Source organism: Mesorhizobium sp. M0478, assembly GCF_040321305.1.
Classification (GTDB): Bacteria; Pseudomonadota; Alphaproteobacteria; order Rhizobiales; family Rhizobiaceae; genus Mesorhizobium.
In genome coordinates, this window is the sequence record NZ_JAMYRH010000003.1 from 73,999 (window position 1) to 89,825 (window position 15,827).

The window sequence follows — 15,827 nt, forward strand, 5'->3', positions numbered from 1 at the left end:
GCTTCGGCTAGTCGCGAAGGTTCGGCGGAACGTCGGCAAATGCGAGGCCTCAGGCGTGCCCCGCGGCCAGGCTCAGATGCGCCAGATCAATCCCGATCGATGCCAGGATGCGGTCGTATTTGCGCTCGATGTCGGCGTCGAACAGAAGCTCGGGCGTCGCCGGACAGGTCAGCCAGCCATTCTCGGCGATCTCGGTTTCCAGCTGGCCGGCGCCCCAGCCGGAATAGCCGAGCGCCATCAATGCGCGCCGCGGGCCGCGGCCGGACGAGATGGCGCGCAATATGTCGACCGTCGCGGTCAGGCAGATATCGTCGGAGACGGTGAGCGAGGATTCCACCCGGTAGTCGCCCGAGTGCAGGACGAAGCCGCGGCTACGGTCGACGGGGCCGCCATTGCGCACGACGAAGTCGCGAGCCTGCGCCGGCAGCCTGATCGCCTCCTGCTCGTTCATGATGCCGAGCTGCACCAGAAGATCGGGAAACAGCATCTGCTGCGTCTGGTTGATGATCAGGCCCATGGCGCCTTCATCGCTGTGCGCACAGATGTAGATGACCGAGCGCGTGAAGCGATCGTCCTTCATGCCGGGCATGGCAATCAGAAACTGGTCGTCAAGAAAGCCGCGTCCACCGGCCGTCTTTTTGTGGCGCAACAAGTCCATGGACGGGAGCGTAACGCGTTTCCGGGACGCCGAAAAGATGCGTGGCGTGGGATTCGGCCAAAGCCCGACGGTTGGAACAACGGATTCCTGGCTGTAAACTTTGCTCGGCCGATTGCTTGAACCAACTGTTCCTTGCCCGAAGGTCACGCAAATATGATACGCAGAGCGCCATGAAAACATTGCGCGGCCATGAACTGACGATCAAATCAACGCCATGCAAAGCTTGAAAATCCTGCTGCTCGGCGCCGCCATCGGATGCGGAGTAGCCCTTCCCGCCGCCGCCTCGTCTTCCGACTGGTACAACAGCGAAGGCGGCAGGGTGCGGCTGGTGACAACAGGCAAGGCCGACGAGGCCGGCCGCATACAGGGCGTGCTCGACATCGCGCTCAAGCCCGGCTGGAAAACTTATTGGCGCGATCCGGGCGACGCCGGCGTGCCGCCGCAGATCGACGTTTCGGCCAGCACCAACATCACCGATGCGGCGTTTTCCTTCCCGCCGCCGCAGCGCCATGACGACGGCTACGGCAAATGGGCCGGCTACAACCATCCGGTCTCGCTGCCGGTGACATTCACTTTGTCGTCGCCTGGGGATGCGGCCGTCATCGATGCCGACATCTTTCTTGGCATCTGCGAGACGATCTGTATTCCGGTGCAGACGCGGCTGAGCGTCGATCCCGCCGCCGATCCCGACAATGCCGAGGACGCGGCGCTGGTGAAGGCTGCACTCGCCACCTTGCCCGCGCCTGCCAAGCCCGATTTCGGGATCAAGGTGCTGCCGGGCGACCATGAGACGCTGATGGTCGAGGCGACTTTTCCCGGAGATCCGGAGGCGGCGGATTTATTCGTCGCCGGGGGACGCGATTATATGTTCGGGGCGCCTGCACGCAGCGAAAAGGACGGCCGGCTGGTATTTACCATTCCGATCCTCGACCGGCCGTCGACGACACCGACCGATGGCGGGTTGTATTACACCCTGACAAGTGCCGAAGGCGCGGTCGAGGGCGTTCTGCCGTTCCCCTGATACCGAACCCGATCCGGGCTTTCCCTTGATCCAGGCCTTGTCGGCGGTTGCGGGAGATGCCCGATTTCGCTATCGCAAGAAACCTTCCCTGCTTTTCACACGAGGACCATCATGACGATTGCCGTTGGCGACAAACTGCCCGATGCGACCTTCAAGGAAATGACCACCGACGGAGCCAAGGTGATCACCTCGGCCGAGATTTTCGCGGGCAAGAAGGTCGTGCTGTTCGGTGTTCCCGGCGCCTTCACGCCGACCTGCAGCAACAATCATCTGCCGGGCTATCTCGAGAACCACGATGCCATCCTGGCCCGCGGCGTCGACACCATCGCCGTCGTGTCGGTCAACGATGTCCATGTCATGGGCGCCTGGGCGAATTTCACCGGCGGTCAAGGCAAGATCCTCTATCTCGCCGACGGCAATGGCGACTTCGCCAAGTCGATCGGCCTCGACTCCGACTATTCCAGCGGCGGCATGGGATTGCGCTCGAAGCGCTTCTCGATGATCGTCGACAACGGCAAGGTCACGGCGCTCAATGTCGAGACCAAGCCAGGAGTCGACACATCGGGTGCCGCTCACATTCTGAGCCAGCTCTAAACCGCAGCGGCCGCGTCGGCTTATGAACGCCATGGCCTGACGACCACGCGCTTCCAGCCGGATTGCCTGCTTTGGGGGACATCGACGATGTTTGGCATCATCTGGCGCAGCATTGCGATCGGCATCGGCGCCACGGTGCTGATGGATCTTTGGGCGCTGTTCCTGCATCTGGCGCTCAGCCAGCCGCGGCCGAACTGGGGGCCGCCCGGCCGCTGGGTCTGGCACCTTAGGGAAGGCAAGGTTTTCCACGACGATATCGCCCAAGCCGCACCTTATGCGCATGAGCAGGCGCTGGGCTGGGCTTTCCACTATGTCACCGGCATCGTCTACGGCTTCATCCTGGTGGCGCTGGTGGGCACGGCATGGCTGGACGCGCCGACCTTCCTGCCGGCCTTCATCCTCGGCATGGTCACCATCGGCGCCGGCTGGTTCCTGCTGGCGCCCGGCATGGGCGCCGGCTGGGCTGCCTCAAAGCGCCCCAACGCGATGCAGATCCGCGCCTTCAATGTGATCTCGCACACGGTGTTCGCGCTCGGCCTCTACGGCACGGCCCTGCTGATCCGCTGAGGACAGGTTCTATCCGCTGGTCGCCAGCGGCTTCATCGCGGCTACGGTATCGATGATCTCCTGACATCCGCTTTAGCGCGGCGCCAGACTGTCTATCGGCCGCCATCCGTGGACGACGCGGCGCGTGCCGACATCATAGGCGAAGTAATTGCCGCCGCCGGCCGGCTGATCCGCCGCGCGGCTGATTGCGCGGCCGCTGAGCGAGAGCAGCAAGAGCGTTCCGACGCCGCCATGGCCGACGAAGGCAATGTCGCCGCCGTCGGCAGCACCCAGCACCGTTTCGACCTCGCTGACAATGCGTTGCTGGGCGTCGATGGCCCGTTCCCAGCCGCGAATGCTTTTGTGCGGATTGGCGAAGAACTGGTCGGCGGCCGCCTCGAACTCCGGCGGCGGCAGGAAGCCGGTTGCCGACCGATCGTTCTCATGCATGCGCTCCTTCACCTCGACCGCGAGGCCGAGGTGTTTGCCAAGGATCTCGGCGGTTTCGATCGCCTTGCGCTCGGCCGACGAGACGACACGGCGGATCGATCCGACCCATGGCTGATCGAGCATAGCTGATGCTCGCGCTCGTCCGATCTCGGACAGCCCCCAGTGCGGCACGGGAACGTTGGCATCGATCTGAACCTGGGGATGGGTGATGTAGTATACGATCGGCATGAGTGAGATCCCCTGCCGATAGCTTGAGCTCAATAGCTTTGGGTCGAGCGCCGTGCCCGCGGCGCCGGCTGCTTCTCGGATGCCGCCGGCTTCAGCGCCGCCGCAGGGTTCGGCGCCACAGGTTTTAACGGACTCTTCTTGAACGGCGCCATGCCTTCCCTTGCGAGTTCGTCGGCGCGTTCGTTCTCGGTGTGGCCGGCATGGCCCTTGACCCAGTTCCAGGTCACCTTGTGGCGCCGATTGGCCTCATCCAGCGCCTGCCACAGTTCACCGTTCTTGACCGGCTTCTTGTCAGCGGTCTTCCAGCCGTTTTTCTTCCAGCCGTGGATCCATTTGGAGATACCGTCCATGACATATTTGCTGTCGGTGTGAAGCTCGACGGCGCACGGCTCCTTCAGCGCATTCAGCGCCGAGATGGCGGCCAGCAGCTCCATACGGTTATTGGTCGTCTCGGCCTCGCCGCCCGACAATTCCTTGGTCTTGCCGTTGAAGCGCAGGATGGCGCCCCAGCCGCCGGGACCGGGATTGCCCGAGCAGGCACCGTCGGTGAAGATTTCGACCTGCTTGGTCATGTCAGTCCGTATTCCGAAGGCGACTTGATCGCGCGGTGGAAGCGCATGCGGCGGATATATTCGGTCGGATCGCGCTTCATGACCAGCCCGCCGTCGGGAACGGTCAGCCAGTCATAGAGCCGGGTCAGCATAAAGCGCAGCGCCGAGCCGCGCGAAAGAATCGGCAGCGCTGCTTTCTCGCCCTCGCTCAAAGGCCGCACGCTCTGATAGCCGGCCAGTAGCGCCGTGCCTTTGGTCAGGTTGAAGGAGAAATCCTTCTCGAAACACCAGGCGTTGAGACAGGTGGCGACGTCATAGGCGTAGAGGTCGTGGCAGGCGAAATAGAAGTCGATGAGGCCGGACAGTTTCTCGCCGAGGAAGAAGACATTGTCGGGAAACAGATCGGCATGGATGATGCCTGCCGGCAGGCCCTGCGGCCAATGGCGTTCGAAATCCGCGAAATCCGCGTCGACCTCGGCCGCCAGTCCCGGCTCGACCTCGTCGGCTCGGTCGCGCGAGGCATTCCAGAGTTTGCGCCAGCCCTCGATGGCCAGCGCGTTGTCACGCGTCATCGCAAAATCCTGGCCGGCGAGATGCAGGGCGGCGAGCGCCTTGCCGACCTCCGCGCAATGCGCCGCTGTCGGCCGCCGCAGCGACAGGCCTTCGAGGAAGGTGATGATGACCGCGGGGCGGCCGGCCAGCGTGCCGATGACGGTGCCGTCATGCGCGGTCACCGGCAGCGGACAGGAAATGCCTTTGCGTGCGAGATGGCCCATCAGGCCGAGGAAGAACGGCAGGTCGGCCTTGTCGACGCGCTTCTCGTAGAGCGTCAGTATGTAAGAGCCGCTTGAGGTGTGCAGCAGGAAATTCGAATTCTCCGTGCCTTCGGCGATACCCTTGTAGGACAAGAGTTCGCCGACTGGATATGCCCTCAGGAACGCGCCGAGTTCGCCCTCATTGACGTCGGTGTAGACCGCCATGGGCTGTTCACGCGGCTCCGTTGACGAAGGCCATGTCGGCCCGCGTCAGTTCTACATCGCGCAGAACCCGCATGACTGGAAAATCCTCCGTTTCGGTGGCCGTGATCGCCAGGTCGATGTTCACCTCGAAGCGCTCGCGGAAGGCGTCGATGATCTCGTCGACGATGATCTCCGGCGCCGACGCGCCGGCAGACAGGCCGAGCGTCGAGATATTTGTGATGTCATTCCACGGAATTTCGGCGGCGCGCTGTACGAGAAGCGACATGGTGGCGCCGGCGCGCTCCGCCACTTCGACAAGACGGCGCGAATTGGAGGAATTGGGCGCACCGACGATCAGATAGAGATCGGCGCCGGCGGCGGTTTCCTTGACCGCTTCCTGGCGGTTGGTGGTGGCGTAGCAGATCGATTCGGCGGCCGGTGCATGCAGTTGCGGGAAGCGCTCCTGCAGCACCCGCAATATGCCGGCAGTGTCTTCGACCGACAACGTTGTCTGGCTTACGAAGCCGAGCGCTTCCGGGTCGGCGGGGGCAAAGGTCCCAGCGTCGGCTTCGGTCTCGATCAGCGTGACGGCGCCTTCAGCCAGTTGGCCCATGGTGCCGATCACTTCGGGATGGCCGGCATGGCCGATCAGAAGCACATGGCGGCCGAGCCGCTGATGGCGCATCGCCTGCTTGTGCACCTTGGACACCAGCGGGCAGGTGGCGTCGAGATAGAAGAGCTCGCGTGCCTTGGCGTCGGCCGGCACCGATTTCGGCACGCCGTGGGCCGAGAAGACAACCGGCGACTTGCGGTGCTCGGCCGGGATTTCCGAGAGTTCCTCAATGAAAACCGCGCCAAGGCTTTGCAGGCCCTCGACGACATAGCGGTTGTGCACGATCTCGTGGCGGACATAGACCGGCGCGCCGTATTTCTTCAACGCCAGCACGACGATCTGGATCGCGCGGTCGACACCGGCGCAAAAGCCGCGCGGCTGGCAGAGCCGGATCGTCAGCGGTGGTTTTGTGGCGGTCTGCAGCATGATTCCAGATCGGTTGATCGTATCGTTTGGCGAAATGAGGTGTGCACCCCTGCCCTGTCAAGGGCAGTTGAGATCAGGTTGAATGGTCAACCTGATCTAACTCTTTGTTGGAGCATGATCTTGTCCGAAAAACCGGTTCCCAGTTTTCGGGATGATGCTCTGGATCATTCAGTCTTTGCCGGGCGGCGCAGCCTGATGATCAGAACCGCGGCAAGAGCCGCCGCCAGGCCATACCAGGTGAAGGCATATTGCAGATGAGAGTTCGGCAGGTCGATGATGGTGACGCCGCCGACCGGCAGCCCGCCCGGGTTCGGCGTCTTGTCGGCGTCGATGAAGATCGGCACCAGCACGGCGCCGGCCGGCAGGCCGGCACTCGCCGCCATGACATCACGATCCTTCCAGTAGAAGATGTTCTTGGCCACGTCATTGTCGGGCAGCATCATCGACGGCTTGCCCGGCAGCGGGTTGCGCGCCAGGCCGGTGACCGTGACCTTGCCGGTCACCTGCCCTTGCGGCCGCTTGGCGGCATCCTTGAGATCATAGGGAACGAAGCCGCGGTTGATCAGGATATAGCGGCCATCGTCGAGGGCCAGCGGGGTGTAGACGTTGAAGCCGGCGTCGCCGTCCCAGGTGGCGTAGAAATGCCGCTCGCCGGAGTGCAGGAACGTCCCGCTGACGGTGACCGGCGTGTAGTCGACATCACCGGTTGCGGCGAATTCCTTCTCGACGTCCGCCAGCGGCTGCGGCGCTGAATGGGTGCGCTGGTCGATGGTGTGCAGAAGGGCTTCCTTCCAGTACAGGCGCTGCACCTGCCATGTGCCAAGCCCGAGCAGGATGACGAACACCACCAGGCCGAGGCCGAGCAGCAATGCCGTCTTCGGCCGCGTGCGGCCGGCGGGCTTGGTCAGCGCCTCGTTCATTGCCCCTGGTCCAGGCGGCCTTCGGCCGCCTTGTTGGCGTATTGAAGCGTCAGCAGCACCCCCTTGATCAGCCTCAGCGCCGTCAGGCACAGCGCCACGGCCAGCGGTATCCAGATGATGAAATGCAGCCACAGCGGCGGGCTCAGCGTCACCTCCACCCACAGCGCCAGCCCGACGACGATGAAGCCGATGATCAGGATGACGAACACCGCCGGGCCGTCGCCGGCATCGGCGTAGGAATAGTCGAGGCCGCAATTGTTGCAGCGCTTTCCGACGGTGAGGAAGCCGGAAAACAGCCGTCCTTCGCCGCAGCGCGGGCAGCGTCCGTGCAGGCCGGCCGAGATCGGCTCGATGGGTGGCCAGATCGCCCTGTCTTCACTCATGGATAGTCATGCTTTACGGCTCGATTTCGATCAGCGTTCCATCCGGCACCATAGTCCAGATTTCGTCCATGTCGCAGTCGGTAACCCCAATGCAGCCATCGGTCCAGTCGACCAATTGAAGCAGCCAGCCCGACCAGCCGAATCCGTTGGCCATTGATGGGCGCCGAAAAGAAGAAAGGCGACCGCGTTGCCGCGACCGCCCTTCTGATTTGTCGGTTCGGTGAAAGCCGTCAGTGGCCTTCGATCACCGCGCCGACCGATCCCCAGACGTAGATCGATGCGAACAGGAACAACCAGACCACGTCGACGAAGTGCCAGTACCAGGCAGCCGCCTCGAAGCCGAAATGCTGCTTGGGCGTGAAGTCGCCTTTCCAGGCGCGGATCAGGCAGACCAGCAGGAAGATGGTGCCGATGATGACGTGGAAGCCATGGAAGCCGGTCGCCATGAAGAAGGTGGCGCCGTAGATGGAATCCTTGAAGCCGAACGGAGCGTGCATGTACTCGTAGGCCTGCACCATGGTGAACAGCATGCCGAGGCCGACGGTCAGCACCAGGCCGTTGATCAGGCCCTTGCGGTCGCCATGGATGAGCGAATGGTGCGCCCATGTCACCGTGGTGCCCGACAGAAGCAGGATGATGGTGTTGTAGAGCGGCAGATGGAACGGATCGAGGACTTCGAGACCCTTCGGCGGCCAGACGCCGCCAGTGAAAGCGGTGCGGGCGTAATTCTGCACTTCGCTCGGAAACAGGCTGGCATCGAAATAGGCCCAGAACCAGGCAACGAAGAACATCACTTCCGAAGCGATGAACATGATCATGCCGTAGCGCAGATGCAGCGACACGACGCGCGTGTGGTGGCCCTCATGCGCTTCCTTGATGGTGTCCGACCACCAGGCAAACATCGTGTAGAGGACGATGACGAGGCCGATGAAGAACAGCCATGGATTGGCGATGTTGTGGCCGAAAATCGGAAAATCGCCGTTCTTGAGATACTGCATCAGGGCGACGCCGCCGACTGCAGTCACCAGCGCGCCGATCGACCCAAGGAAGGGCCACGGGCTCGGGTTGACGAGATGGTAGTCGTGTTGTGGTTTTGCGTGCGCGTCTGCCATATCAACCCCCGAGATTTGCTTCGGTATCTGAAACTTTGCTGCTGCTGTTCGGCGTCGATGACGCCACCGGCTTGTTCTTTTGGACCGGGAACATGGTGTAGGACAGGGTGATCGTCTTCAAGTCCTTCAGTTCCGGCACGTTGACGATATCGGGATCCACATAGAACACGACCGGCATGTCCAGCGTCTCGCCGGGCTTCAGCGTCGTGTCGGTGAAGCAGAAACACTCGACCTTGTTGAAGTAGGGGCCTGCCAGTTCCGGCTGCACGTTGAAGGTGGCGCGGCCGGTAACGGCGCGGTCGAACTTGTTGGTGGCGCTGTAATGCGCCTGCGTGGTCTCGCCGATCTTGATGGTGACCGAACGGGCGACCGGCTGGAACTGCCACGGAATGCCGTTGGTGTTGGCGTCGAAGCGCACGGTGATGTCGCGGTCGAGGATGCGGCCGGCATATTGCTTTTCGGCGCGCTGCGTCGTGCCGCCATAGCCGGTGGCCTGGCAGAACATCTTGTAGAGCGGCACCGCGGCGTAGGCCATGCCGATCATGCCGCCGAAGAAGGCGACGCAGACGGCGGCGACGACGCGGTTGGTGTTCTTCTTCCTGGGATCGGTCACGGTCTGGCGGGTCATCATCGGCCTCATCCGGTATGGCCGAATTTCACGATGGTCGCGACGTAGAAGATGACGACCAGAATCGCCAGCGCGACGCCGATCGCCGCCGAACGGTTGCGCCGCGCCTTCTTCTGGCTTTCGGTCAGCGTGACCAGTTCAAGCTTCTTGTCGATCATGGTCATGCTCCACCGATGGCCAAAGCGCGACGGACGACACAGTCGGCAAGATAGATGGCGAAGATGGCGAAGAGGTAGAGCAGCGAATAGGCGAACAGAGCCTTGGCCGGCTTCATGACGCGGTCGCTATCGGTCATGCACAGCACTTTCCAGGCATACCAGACGAAGCCGGCGCCGAGAGCCACTGATGCGACACCATAGATGGCGGTGGTGAAACCGAGCAACCAGGGCAGCACGCCGATCGGCGCCAGGATCAGGGCGTAGGCAAAGATCTGGCGGCGGGTCGAGGCCTGGCCGGCAACGTTCGGCATCATCGGGATGCCAGCCTTGGCGTAGTCGTCGGACTTGAACAGCGCCAGCGCCCAGAAGTGCGGCGGCGTCCAAAGGAAGATGATCAGGAACAGGACGAGGCTTTCCAGGCTCACCGTTCCGGTCACCGCGGCCCAGCCGATGACCGGCGGGATGGCGCCGGCGGCGCCGCCGATGACGATGTTCTGCGGCGTCGAGCGCTTCAGCCACATCGTGTAGACGACGGCGTAGAAGAAGATGGTGAAGGCAAGCAGCGCCGCCGACAGCCAGTTGACCAGCACGCCCAGCGTCATCACCGACAGCACCGAAAGCACAAGGCCGAAGCTCAGGGCTTCGCCGGGCAGGATGCGGCCGGAGGGTACCGGGCGGCCGGCGGTCCGGCTCATTACTGCGTCGATGTCGGCGTCGTACCACATGTTGAGCGCACCAGAGGCGCCGGCGCCGATGGCAATGGCCAGGATGGCGATCACCGCCAGCAGCGGGTTGATGGTCACGGGTGCAGCGACCATGCCGACAAAGGCCGTGAACACCACCAGCGACATGACGCGCGGCTTCAGCAGGGCGAAGAAATCGCCCGACGTGGCTTCCGACATGCGAAAGCCCGCTTCGTCAATCATTGGGTCGTCGACAAGGGCCATGCGTACATAAGTCCAATCATTCCGTTGGCCGAAAACCGCCGGCGGGCCGGCGGTTTCGTATTCGGGCTGCCTTACTTGATCTTCGGCAGTTGTTCCCACTGGTGGAAGGGCGGCGGCGAAGGCAGCTGCCATTCGAGCGTCGTTGCACCCTCGCCCCACGGATTGGCGCCGGCGACGCGCTTCTTCTGGAAGGCCTCGAACACGCCATAGAGGAAGATCACCACGCCGACGGCCGATATATAGGAGCCGTAGGACGACACCATGTTCCAGCCGGCGAACGCGTCGGGATAGTCGATGGTGCGGCGCGGCATACCGGCGAGGCCGAGGAAATGCTGCGGGAAGAAGATCAAATTGACGCCGACGAAGGTGACCCAGAAGTGGGTGTTGGCGATCACCGGCGAGTACATATAGCCGGTCATCTTGGGGAACCAGTAGTACCAGCCGGCGAAGATGGCGAAGACCGCGCCAAGCGACAGCACATAGTGGAAGTGGGCAATGACGAAATAGGTGTCATGCAGCGAGCGGTCGAGGCCCGCATTGGCGAGCTGGACGCCGGTGACACCGCCGACCGTGAACAGGAAGATGAAGCCCAGCGCCCACAGCATCGGCGTCTTGAACGAGATCGAGCCGCCCCACATCGTCGCGATCCAGGAGAAGATCTTCACGCCTGTCGGCACGGCGATGACCATGGTGGCAAAGACGAAATAGCGCTGCGTGTCGAGCGACAGGCCGGTCGTGTACATGTGGTGCGCCCAGACGATGAAGCCGACGGCGCCGATCGCGACCATGGCGTAGGCCATGCCGAGATAGCCGAACACCGGCTTCTTCGAGAAGGTCGAGACGATGTGGCTGATGATGCCGAAGCCCGGCAGGATCAGGATGTACACTTCGGGGTGACCAAAGAACCAGAACAGATGCTGGAACAGGATCGGATCGCCGCCGCCATCCGGGGCGAAGAAGGTGGTGCCGAAATTGCGGTCGGTAAGCAGCATAGTGATGCCACCGGCCAGAACCGGAAGCGACAATAGCAGCAGGAAGGCGGTGATCAGAACCGACCAGGCAAATAGCGGCATCTTGTGCAGCGTCATGCCCGGCGCGCGCATGTTGAAAATGGTGGTGATGAAGTTGATGGCGCCGAGGATCGAGGACGCGCCGGCAATGTGGATCGACAGGATCGCCAGATCCATGGCTGGCCCGGGCTGGCCGGAGGTCGACAGCGGCGGATAGAGCGTCCAGCCGCCGCCAACGCCATAGGCGCCGGGCGCGCTCGGCATGAAAGCCGAAGCGATGAGCAGCAGGAAGGCCGGCGGCAGCAGCCAGAACGAGATGTTGTTCATGCGCGGGAAGGCCATGTCAGGCGCGCCGATCATGATCGGCACCATCCAGTTGGCGAAGCCGCCGATCAGCGCCGGCATGACCATGAAGAAGATCATGATCAGCGCGTGCGCGGTGCCGAAGGCGTTGTACATGCTCTTGCCGCCGTCGATGGCGGCATCGCCGTTCATGCCGTAGACCATCTGCGCCAGACCGGTGAATATCTGGATGCCCGGCTCCTGCAGCTCCATGCGGATGACGACCGAAAGCGCGCCGCCCACGATGCCCGCGAAGATCGCGAAGATCAGGTAGAGCGTGCCGATGTCCTTGTGGTTGGTGGAGTACACCCACCGGACCCAGCCATGATAGGGCTTGTGGTCGTGGTCGTCGTGAGCTGCAGCTTCTGCCATGGTCGGCTCCGTTCCCTAATTCTTGCTAACCCGCGGCATCAATTGCCGGCGGCCGCTACCTTGTTGGTACCGTCGACCTCGGCCATCAGCGCCTTGTTGGCGCCGGGGAGGTCGGTCTTGGCTGCTGCCAGCCAGGTCTTGTACTGCGCATCGGATACGACGCGGACGGCGATCGGCATGAAGGCATGGTCCTTGCCGCAGAGCTGCGAGCACTGGCCGTAATAGATGCCTTCCTTTTCCGCCTTGAACCACGTCTCGTTGGTGCGGCCGGGAACCGCGTCCATCTTGATGCCGAAGGCCGGAACGGCAAAGGAATGGATCACGTCGGCTGCGGTAACCAGGACGCGCGTCATGGTGTTGACCGGCACGACCAGCTCGTTGTCGACCGCCAGCAGGCGCGGATAGACCTTGCGGTCTTCCTTGCCAATCGCGGCGCGGTCGGCGTCCTGCAGGATGGCCGAGTTGAAGGAGAGCGTGTTCTCGGTCTGGTACTCATAGTCCCAGTTCCACTGATTGCCCGTTACCTTGACGGTCAGCTTGGCCTCTTCCGGCGGCGTGTACTGCGCCGTCAGCAGCTGGAACGAGGGAATGGCGATGAACAGCAGGACGACGACCGGCCCGACTGTCCAGATGATCTCGATCAGCGTGTTGTGGCTGGTCTTGGACGGAACCGGGTTTTTGCTGGCGCGGAACCTGAAGATGCACCAGGCGAGAAGCGCCAGAACCAAAGCAGTGATCGGGACGACGAACCACATCGTGTAGTTCCCGAACCACTCGATCTGCCGCATCATGTCTGTCGCCGGCGGCTGAAAAGTCATCTCCCACGGCTGCGGCTGGGCCGCATGGGCGGAGGCACCGGCGAAAAATGCAGCGGCGGCGCCTGCCGTTGCCATCAATTTGGCGCTTGCTGGGAATTTTCTCATCGCCCTCTTCATCTCCCGGTTCCTCGCGATCGCGACGCAAGAATATCGAACAATGCCGGGATGGGAATCCCGGACAGTCCCAAGGGTGGTTCAAACCATACTCTATTTCCCTCCGCAAGAAAGGAGCGGGCGAAACCGTGCGGCATTTTTGCGCGCAAGTGCTGCCGTGCTGTTTCGACGGCCTCGTGGCCCGCGCGGGTCGTCGACAGACAGGCTATGCGGGCTTGTGTCCGGAATGCGCCCGACGGTCGCAATTCGGGCGAATTTGCTAGGGAAAAGCGCATTATTGCGCCTGCCGGGGCTGACCGGCGGTCGCCCTATCCTTTACTTGGCCTTGGCGCGGCTTAAAGTGCCGTGATTCGCAATGGAGCCGTCATGACCTCTTGGCTTTCGAGAAACGCCTGGCATTCGAAGAGCGCCTGGCATTCGAAAAGCGCTTGGCTTTCGAGAAGCGGGGCGAAGGTCGTTTTTCTCGCCGCCCTGATCGGTATCGGCTCGTCCGCAACCGGCGTCGCCAATGCAGCGCAGCCCAGCGGCACGGTCAAGTCAACGCATGGCGCGTGGTCGATCATCTGCGACACGCCGGCCGGCGCCACCTCGGAACAATGCGTGATGATGCAGAACGTCGTTGCCGAGGATCGCCCGGAAATGGGACTGTCCGTCGTCGTCCTGCGCACCGCCGACAACAAGGCCGAGATCCTGCGCGTGCTGGCTCCGCTCGGCGTTCTGCTGCCCAATGGCCTGGGCCTCAATGTCGACGGCAAGGATATTGGCCGCGCCTATTTCGTGCGCTGCTTCCAGGACGGCTGCTATGCCGAGGTCATTCTCGAAAAGCCGCTGCTCGATACGCTGAAGACCGGGACGTCGGCCACCTTCATCGTCTTCCAGACGCCGGAAGAAGGCATCGGCATCCCCGTCGACCTCAAGGGCTTCGCCGACGGTTTTGCCGCCCTGCCCTGAGCTTGATGCTTGCGAAACCGTCTTTCCTCACAATTCCCACGGGTTTGATCTTTGGCTGTGGGGGTCATCATGCGTGCTTGTTCTTTGCTTTTGTCGACCGGTCTAATCCTGACCGGCGCCGTTTCCGTCGCCTTTGCCGAGGATTCCGAAATCATCACGGCGCCCGATCCGGCCGTCATTTTCGAGCTTGCGAAAGGCTATGGCTCGGCCAAGATGGACAAGGACACGGGGCGATCCGATGGTCTCGGGCCGGCTTCAGGGCATGAAATATGTCATCTACTTCTATGGCTGCGAAAACCATGAGAAGTGCAAGTCGATCCAGTTCTCCTCGGGCTATACCAACCCCTTCACGGCCGACCAGGCCAATGAATGGAACAAGAAATATCGCTGGGTGAAGGCCTTTTCGGGTGACGGGTCGAACTTCAAGATGGATGTCATGTTCAGGGGCGGGGTTACCCGCTCCACCTGCTGCGGATCGTCATTGCGGATTGTGCAGGCGCGTCTTCGCGCCTACATCGTGGCAACACCATTCCTCCTGTGAGCGGACCTGCCATGAACAGCCTGACCGGCCAATTCGACATTTCAGATGATCGCATCAAGCGGATCGTCGCCGACACACTGAACGGCGCCGATGACGGCGAACTGTTCCTCGAATACAGCGAGAGCGAAGCGCTGATGTTCGACAATGGCAGGCTGAAGACCGCCAATTTCAACACCGACCAGGGTTTTGGCCTGCGCGCCGTGGCCGGCGAGGCCAGCGGCTACGCTCATTCCAGCGATCTTTCGGAGGCGTCGCTGCTGCGCGCCGCCGACGCCGTCTCGACAGTCAGGGGCGGCTATTCCGGCACGCTTGCCGCGGCACCCGCGCGCACCAACCGCTATCTCTATGGCGAGGAGAACCCGATCCCCTCGCCCTCCTTCGAGGTCAAGGCCAAGCTGTTGCAGGAAATCGACGCATGGCTGCGCGCCGAGGACCCGCGCGTGCGCCAGGTGACGGCCTCGCTCGCGGCGTCCTGGCAGCATGTCGAGATCGTGCGCGCCGACGGCCAGATCGTGCGCGACATCCGCCCGCTGGTCCGCATCAACGTTTCCGTCGTCGTCGGCGACGGCGACCGCCAGGAAAGCGGCTCCTATGGCATGGGCGGGCGCAAGGCGTTCGGCGAGTTCCTGGTCGAGGACGCCTGGAAGCATGCGGCCAGGGAGGCGCTCAGGCAGGCGCTGGTCAATCTCGAAGCCATTCCCGCGCCGGCCGGAACGTTCGACATCGTTTTGTCCAGCGGCTGGCCAGGCGTGATGCTGCACGAAGCCGTCGGCCATGGGCTGGAGGGCGACTTCAACCGCAAGAAGACCTCCGCCTTTGCCGGCCTGCTCGGCCAGCAGGTCGCCGCCAAGGGCGTTACCGTGGTCGATGACGGCACCATGCCGGAGCGGCGGGGTTCGCTGACCGTCGACGATGAAGGCACGCCTTCGGCCCGCAATGTGCTGATCGAGGACGGCAAGCTTGTCGGCTACATGCAGGACCGCCAGAACGCCCGGCTGATGGGCATGAAAGCCACGGGAAACGGCCGGCGCGAAGGCTATGCGCACCAGCCGATGCCGCGCATGACCAACACCTATATGACGGCGGGCGACATGGAGCCGGATGAGATCATCGCCTCGGTCAAGAACGGCATCTATGCCGTATCCTTCGGCGGCGGCCAGGTCGACATCACCTCAGGCAAGTTCGTGTTCGGCTGCACCGAGGCCTACATGATCGAAAACGGCAAGGTGACGCAGCCGATCAAGGGCGCCATGCTGATCGGCAACGGACCGGACGCCATGCACCGTGTGTCGATGATCGGCAACGACATGAAACTCGACACCGGCATCGGCATGTGCGGCAAGGCCGGACAAGGCGTGCCGGTCGGCGTCGGCCAGCCGCATCTCAGGATGAACCAGATGACGGTCGGCGGCACCAGGGTTTGAGCGAGGAGACGTCGGCGGGCTTGAATAGTTCCCCTCACAGGGATATCTTACCTTTGTCTTA

Annotated in this window: 20 protein-coding genes; 6 read left to right on the plus strand and 14 right to left on the minus strand. The window is 62.7% G+C overall.

The window, feature by feature from the left end:
- Nucleotides 1-49: 49 nt before the first annotated feature.
- Nucleotides 50-658, minus strand: a complete 609-nt coding sequence (locus tag NKI64_RS08255; protein WP_023668405.1) for a YqgE/AlgH family protein — start codon at nt 656-658, stop codon at nt 50-52.
- Between the two features lie 214 nt (nt 659-872).
- On the opposite strand from NKI64_RS08255, the gene NKI64_RS08260 reads away from it, so the two are divergent.
- The 3 genes from NKI64_RS08260 to NKI64_RS08270 all read left to right on the plus strand — a co-directional run bounded on the left by NKI64_RS08260 (nt 873) and on the right by NKI64_RS08270 (nt 2,840).
- Nucleotides 873-1,679 (plus strand): protein-disulfide reductase DsbD domain-containing protein, encoded by an 807-nt coding sequence (locus tag NKI64_RS08260; protein WP_352463265.1) that lies wholly within the window; start codon nt 873-875, stop codon nt 1,677-1,679.
- 111 nt (nt 1,680-1,790) lie between these two features.
- Nucleotides 1,791-2,273 carry a peroxiredoxin gene (locus NKI64_RS08265; protein ID WP_352463266.1) on the plus strand — a complete coding sequence of 161 codons (483 nt, stop codon included), beginning with the start codon at nt 1,791-1,793 and terminating at the stop codon, nt 2,271-2,273.
- A gap of 87 nt (nt 2,274-2,360) precedes the next feature.
- Nucleotides 2,361-2,840, plus strand: a complete 480-nt coding sequence (locus tag NKI64_RS08270; RefSeq protein ID WP_352667503.1) for a DUF2938 domain-containing protein — start codon at nt 2,361-2,363, stop codon at nt 2,838-2,840.
- Between the two features lie 72 nt (nt 2,841-2,912).
- On the opposite strand, the gene NKI64_RS08275 is transcribed toward NKI64_RS08270, so the two are convergent.
- From NKI64_RS08275 to coxB, 13 genes are all read right to left on the minus strand, one after another.
- Nucleotides 2,913-3,497, minus strand: coding sequence for a histidine phosphatase family protein (locus NKI64_RS08275; protein WP_352667506.1), 585 nt, complete (start codon nt 3,495-3,497; stop codon nt 2,913-2,915).
- A gap of 29 nt (nt 3,498-3,526) precedes the next feature.
- Entirely contained in the window at nt 3,527-4,069 is a 543-nt protein-coding gene (gene rnhA, locus NKI64_RS08280) for a ribonuclease HI (protein ID WP_352667509.1), read from the minus strand.
- Nucleotides 4,066-5,028, minus strand: a complete 963-nt coding sequence (locus tag NKI64_RS08285; protein ID WP_023685426.1) for a homoserine kinase — start codon at nt 5,026-5,028, stop codon at nt 4,066-4,068. The genes rnhA and NKI64_RS08285 overlap by 4 nt, the downstream gene beginning before the upstream one ends.
- A 7-nt stretch (nt 5,029-5,035) precedes the next feature.
- Nucleotides 5,036-6,046 (minus strand): 4-hydroxy-3-methylbut-2-enyl diphosphate reductase, encoded by a 1,011-nt coding sequence (ispH, locus tag NKI64_RS08290; RefSeq protein WP_352667512.1) that lies wholly within the window; start codon nt 6,044-6,046, stop codon nt 5,036-5,038.
- 164 nt (nt 6,047-6,210) lie between these two features.
- On the minus strand, nt 6,211-6,966 hold the full coding sequence (locus NKI64_RS08295; protein ID WP_352667515.1) for an SURF1 family protein: 756 nt from the start codon (nt 6,964-6,966) through the stop codon (nt 6,211-6,213).
- Nucleotides 6,963-7,349 (minus strand): DUF983 domain-containing protein, encoded by a 387-nt coding sequence (locus tag NKI64_RS08300; protein WP_023668414.1) that lies wholly within the window; start codon nt 7,347-7,349, stop codon nt 6,963-6,965. Before NKI64_RS08300 ends, NKI64_RS08295 begins: the two co-directional genes overlap by 4 nt.
- Before the next feature lie 13 nt (nt 7,350-7,362).
- Complete coding sequence (locus tag NKI64_RS08305) at nt 7,363-7,503, minus strand: L,D-transpeptidase family protein (RefSeq protein ID WP_023668415.1); 141 nt, start codon at nt 7,501-7,503, stop codon at nt 7,363-7,365.
- A gap of 76 nt (nt 7,504-7,579) precedes the next feature.
- The gene (locus tag NKI64_RS08310; RefSeq protein ID WP_023668416.1) at nt 7,580-8,461 is read right to left on the minus strand and encodes a cytochrome c oxidase subunit 3; all 882 of its coding nucleotides are present in this window, start codon (nt 8,459-8,461) and stop codon (nt 7,580-7,582) included.
- Between the two features lies 1 nt (nt 8,462).
- Nucleotides 8,463-9,089: a cytochrome c oxidase assembly protein gene (locus tag NKI64_RS08315; RefSeq protein WP_023727487.1), complete on the minus strand. Its 627-nt coding sequence runs from the start codon at nt 9,087-9,089 to the stop codon at nt 8,463-8,465.
- An 8-nt stretch (nt 9,090-9,097) separates the two neighbouring features.
- Nucleotides 9,098-9,253 (minus strand): cytochrome c oxidase system small membrane protein, encoded by a 156-nt coding sequence (locus NKI64_RS08320; protein ID WP_023668418.1) that lies wholly within the window; start codon nt 9,251-9,253, stop codon nt 9,098-9,100.
- A complete protein-coding gene (locus tag NKI64_RS08325; protein WP_352667519.1) occupies nt 9,250-10,194 on the minus strand; it encodes a heme o synthase in 945 nt (314 codons plus the stop codon). The genes NKI64_RS08320 and NKI64_RS08325 overlap by 4 nt, the downstream gene beginning before the upstream one ends.
- A gap of 71 nt (nt 10,195-10,265) precedes the next feature.
- Nucleotides 10,266-11,918 (minus strand): cytochrome c oxidase subunit I, encoded by a 1,653-nt coding sequence (gene ctaD, locus NKI64_RS08330; protein ID WP_023668420.1) that lies wholly within the window; start codon nt 11,916-11,918, stop codon nt 10,266-10,268.
- 38 nt (nt 11,919-11,956) lie between these two features.
- On the minus strand, nt 11,957-12,853 hold the full coding sequence (gene coxB / locus NKI64_RS08335) for a cytochrome c oxidase subunit II (protein WP_050485823.1): 897 nt from the start codon (nt 12,851-12,853) through the stop codon (nt 11,957-11,959).
- A 363-nt stretch (nt 12,854-13,216) separates the two neighbouring features.
- On the opposite strand from coxB, the gene NKI64_RS08340 reads away from it, so the two are divergent.
- The 3 genes from NKI64_RS08340 to tldD all read left to right on the plus strand — a co-directional run bounded on the left by NKI64_RS08340 (nt 13,217) and on the right by tldD (nt 15,766).
- Entirely contained in the window at nt 13,217-13,801 is a 585-nt protein-coding gene (locus tag NKI64_RS08340; protein ID WP_023668422.1) for an invasion associated locus B family protein, read from the plus strand.
- 199 nt (nt 13,802-14,000) lie between these two features.
- Entirely contained in the window at nt 14,001-14,342 is a 342-nt protein-coding gene (locus NKI64_RS08345) for a YbjN domain-containing protein (protein ID WP_352667522.1), read from the plus strand.
- Between the two features lie 11 nt (nt 14,343-14,353).
- The gene (gene tldD, locus NKI64_RS08350; RefSeq protein WP_352500432.1) at nt 14,354-15,766 is read left to right on the plus strand and encodes a metalloprotease TldD; all 1,413 of its coding nucleotides are present in this window, start codon (nt 14,354-14,356) and stop codon (nt 15,764-15,766) included.
- Nucleotides 15,767-15,827: the final 61 nt, after the last annotated feature.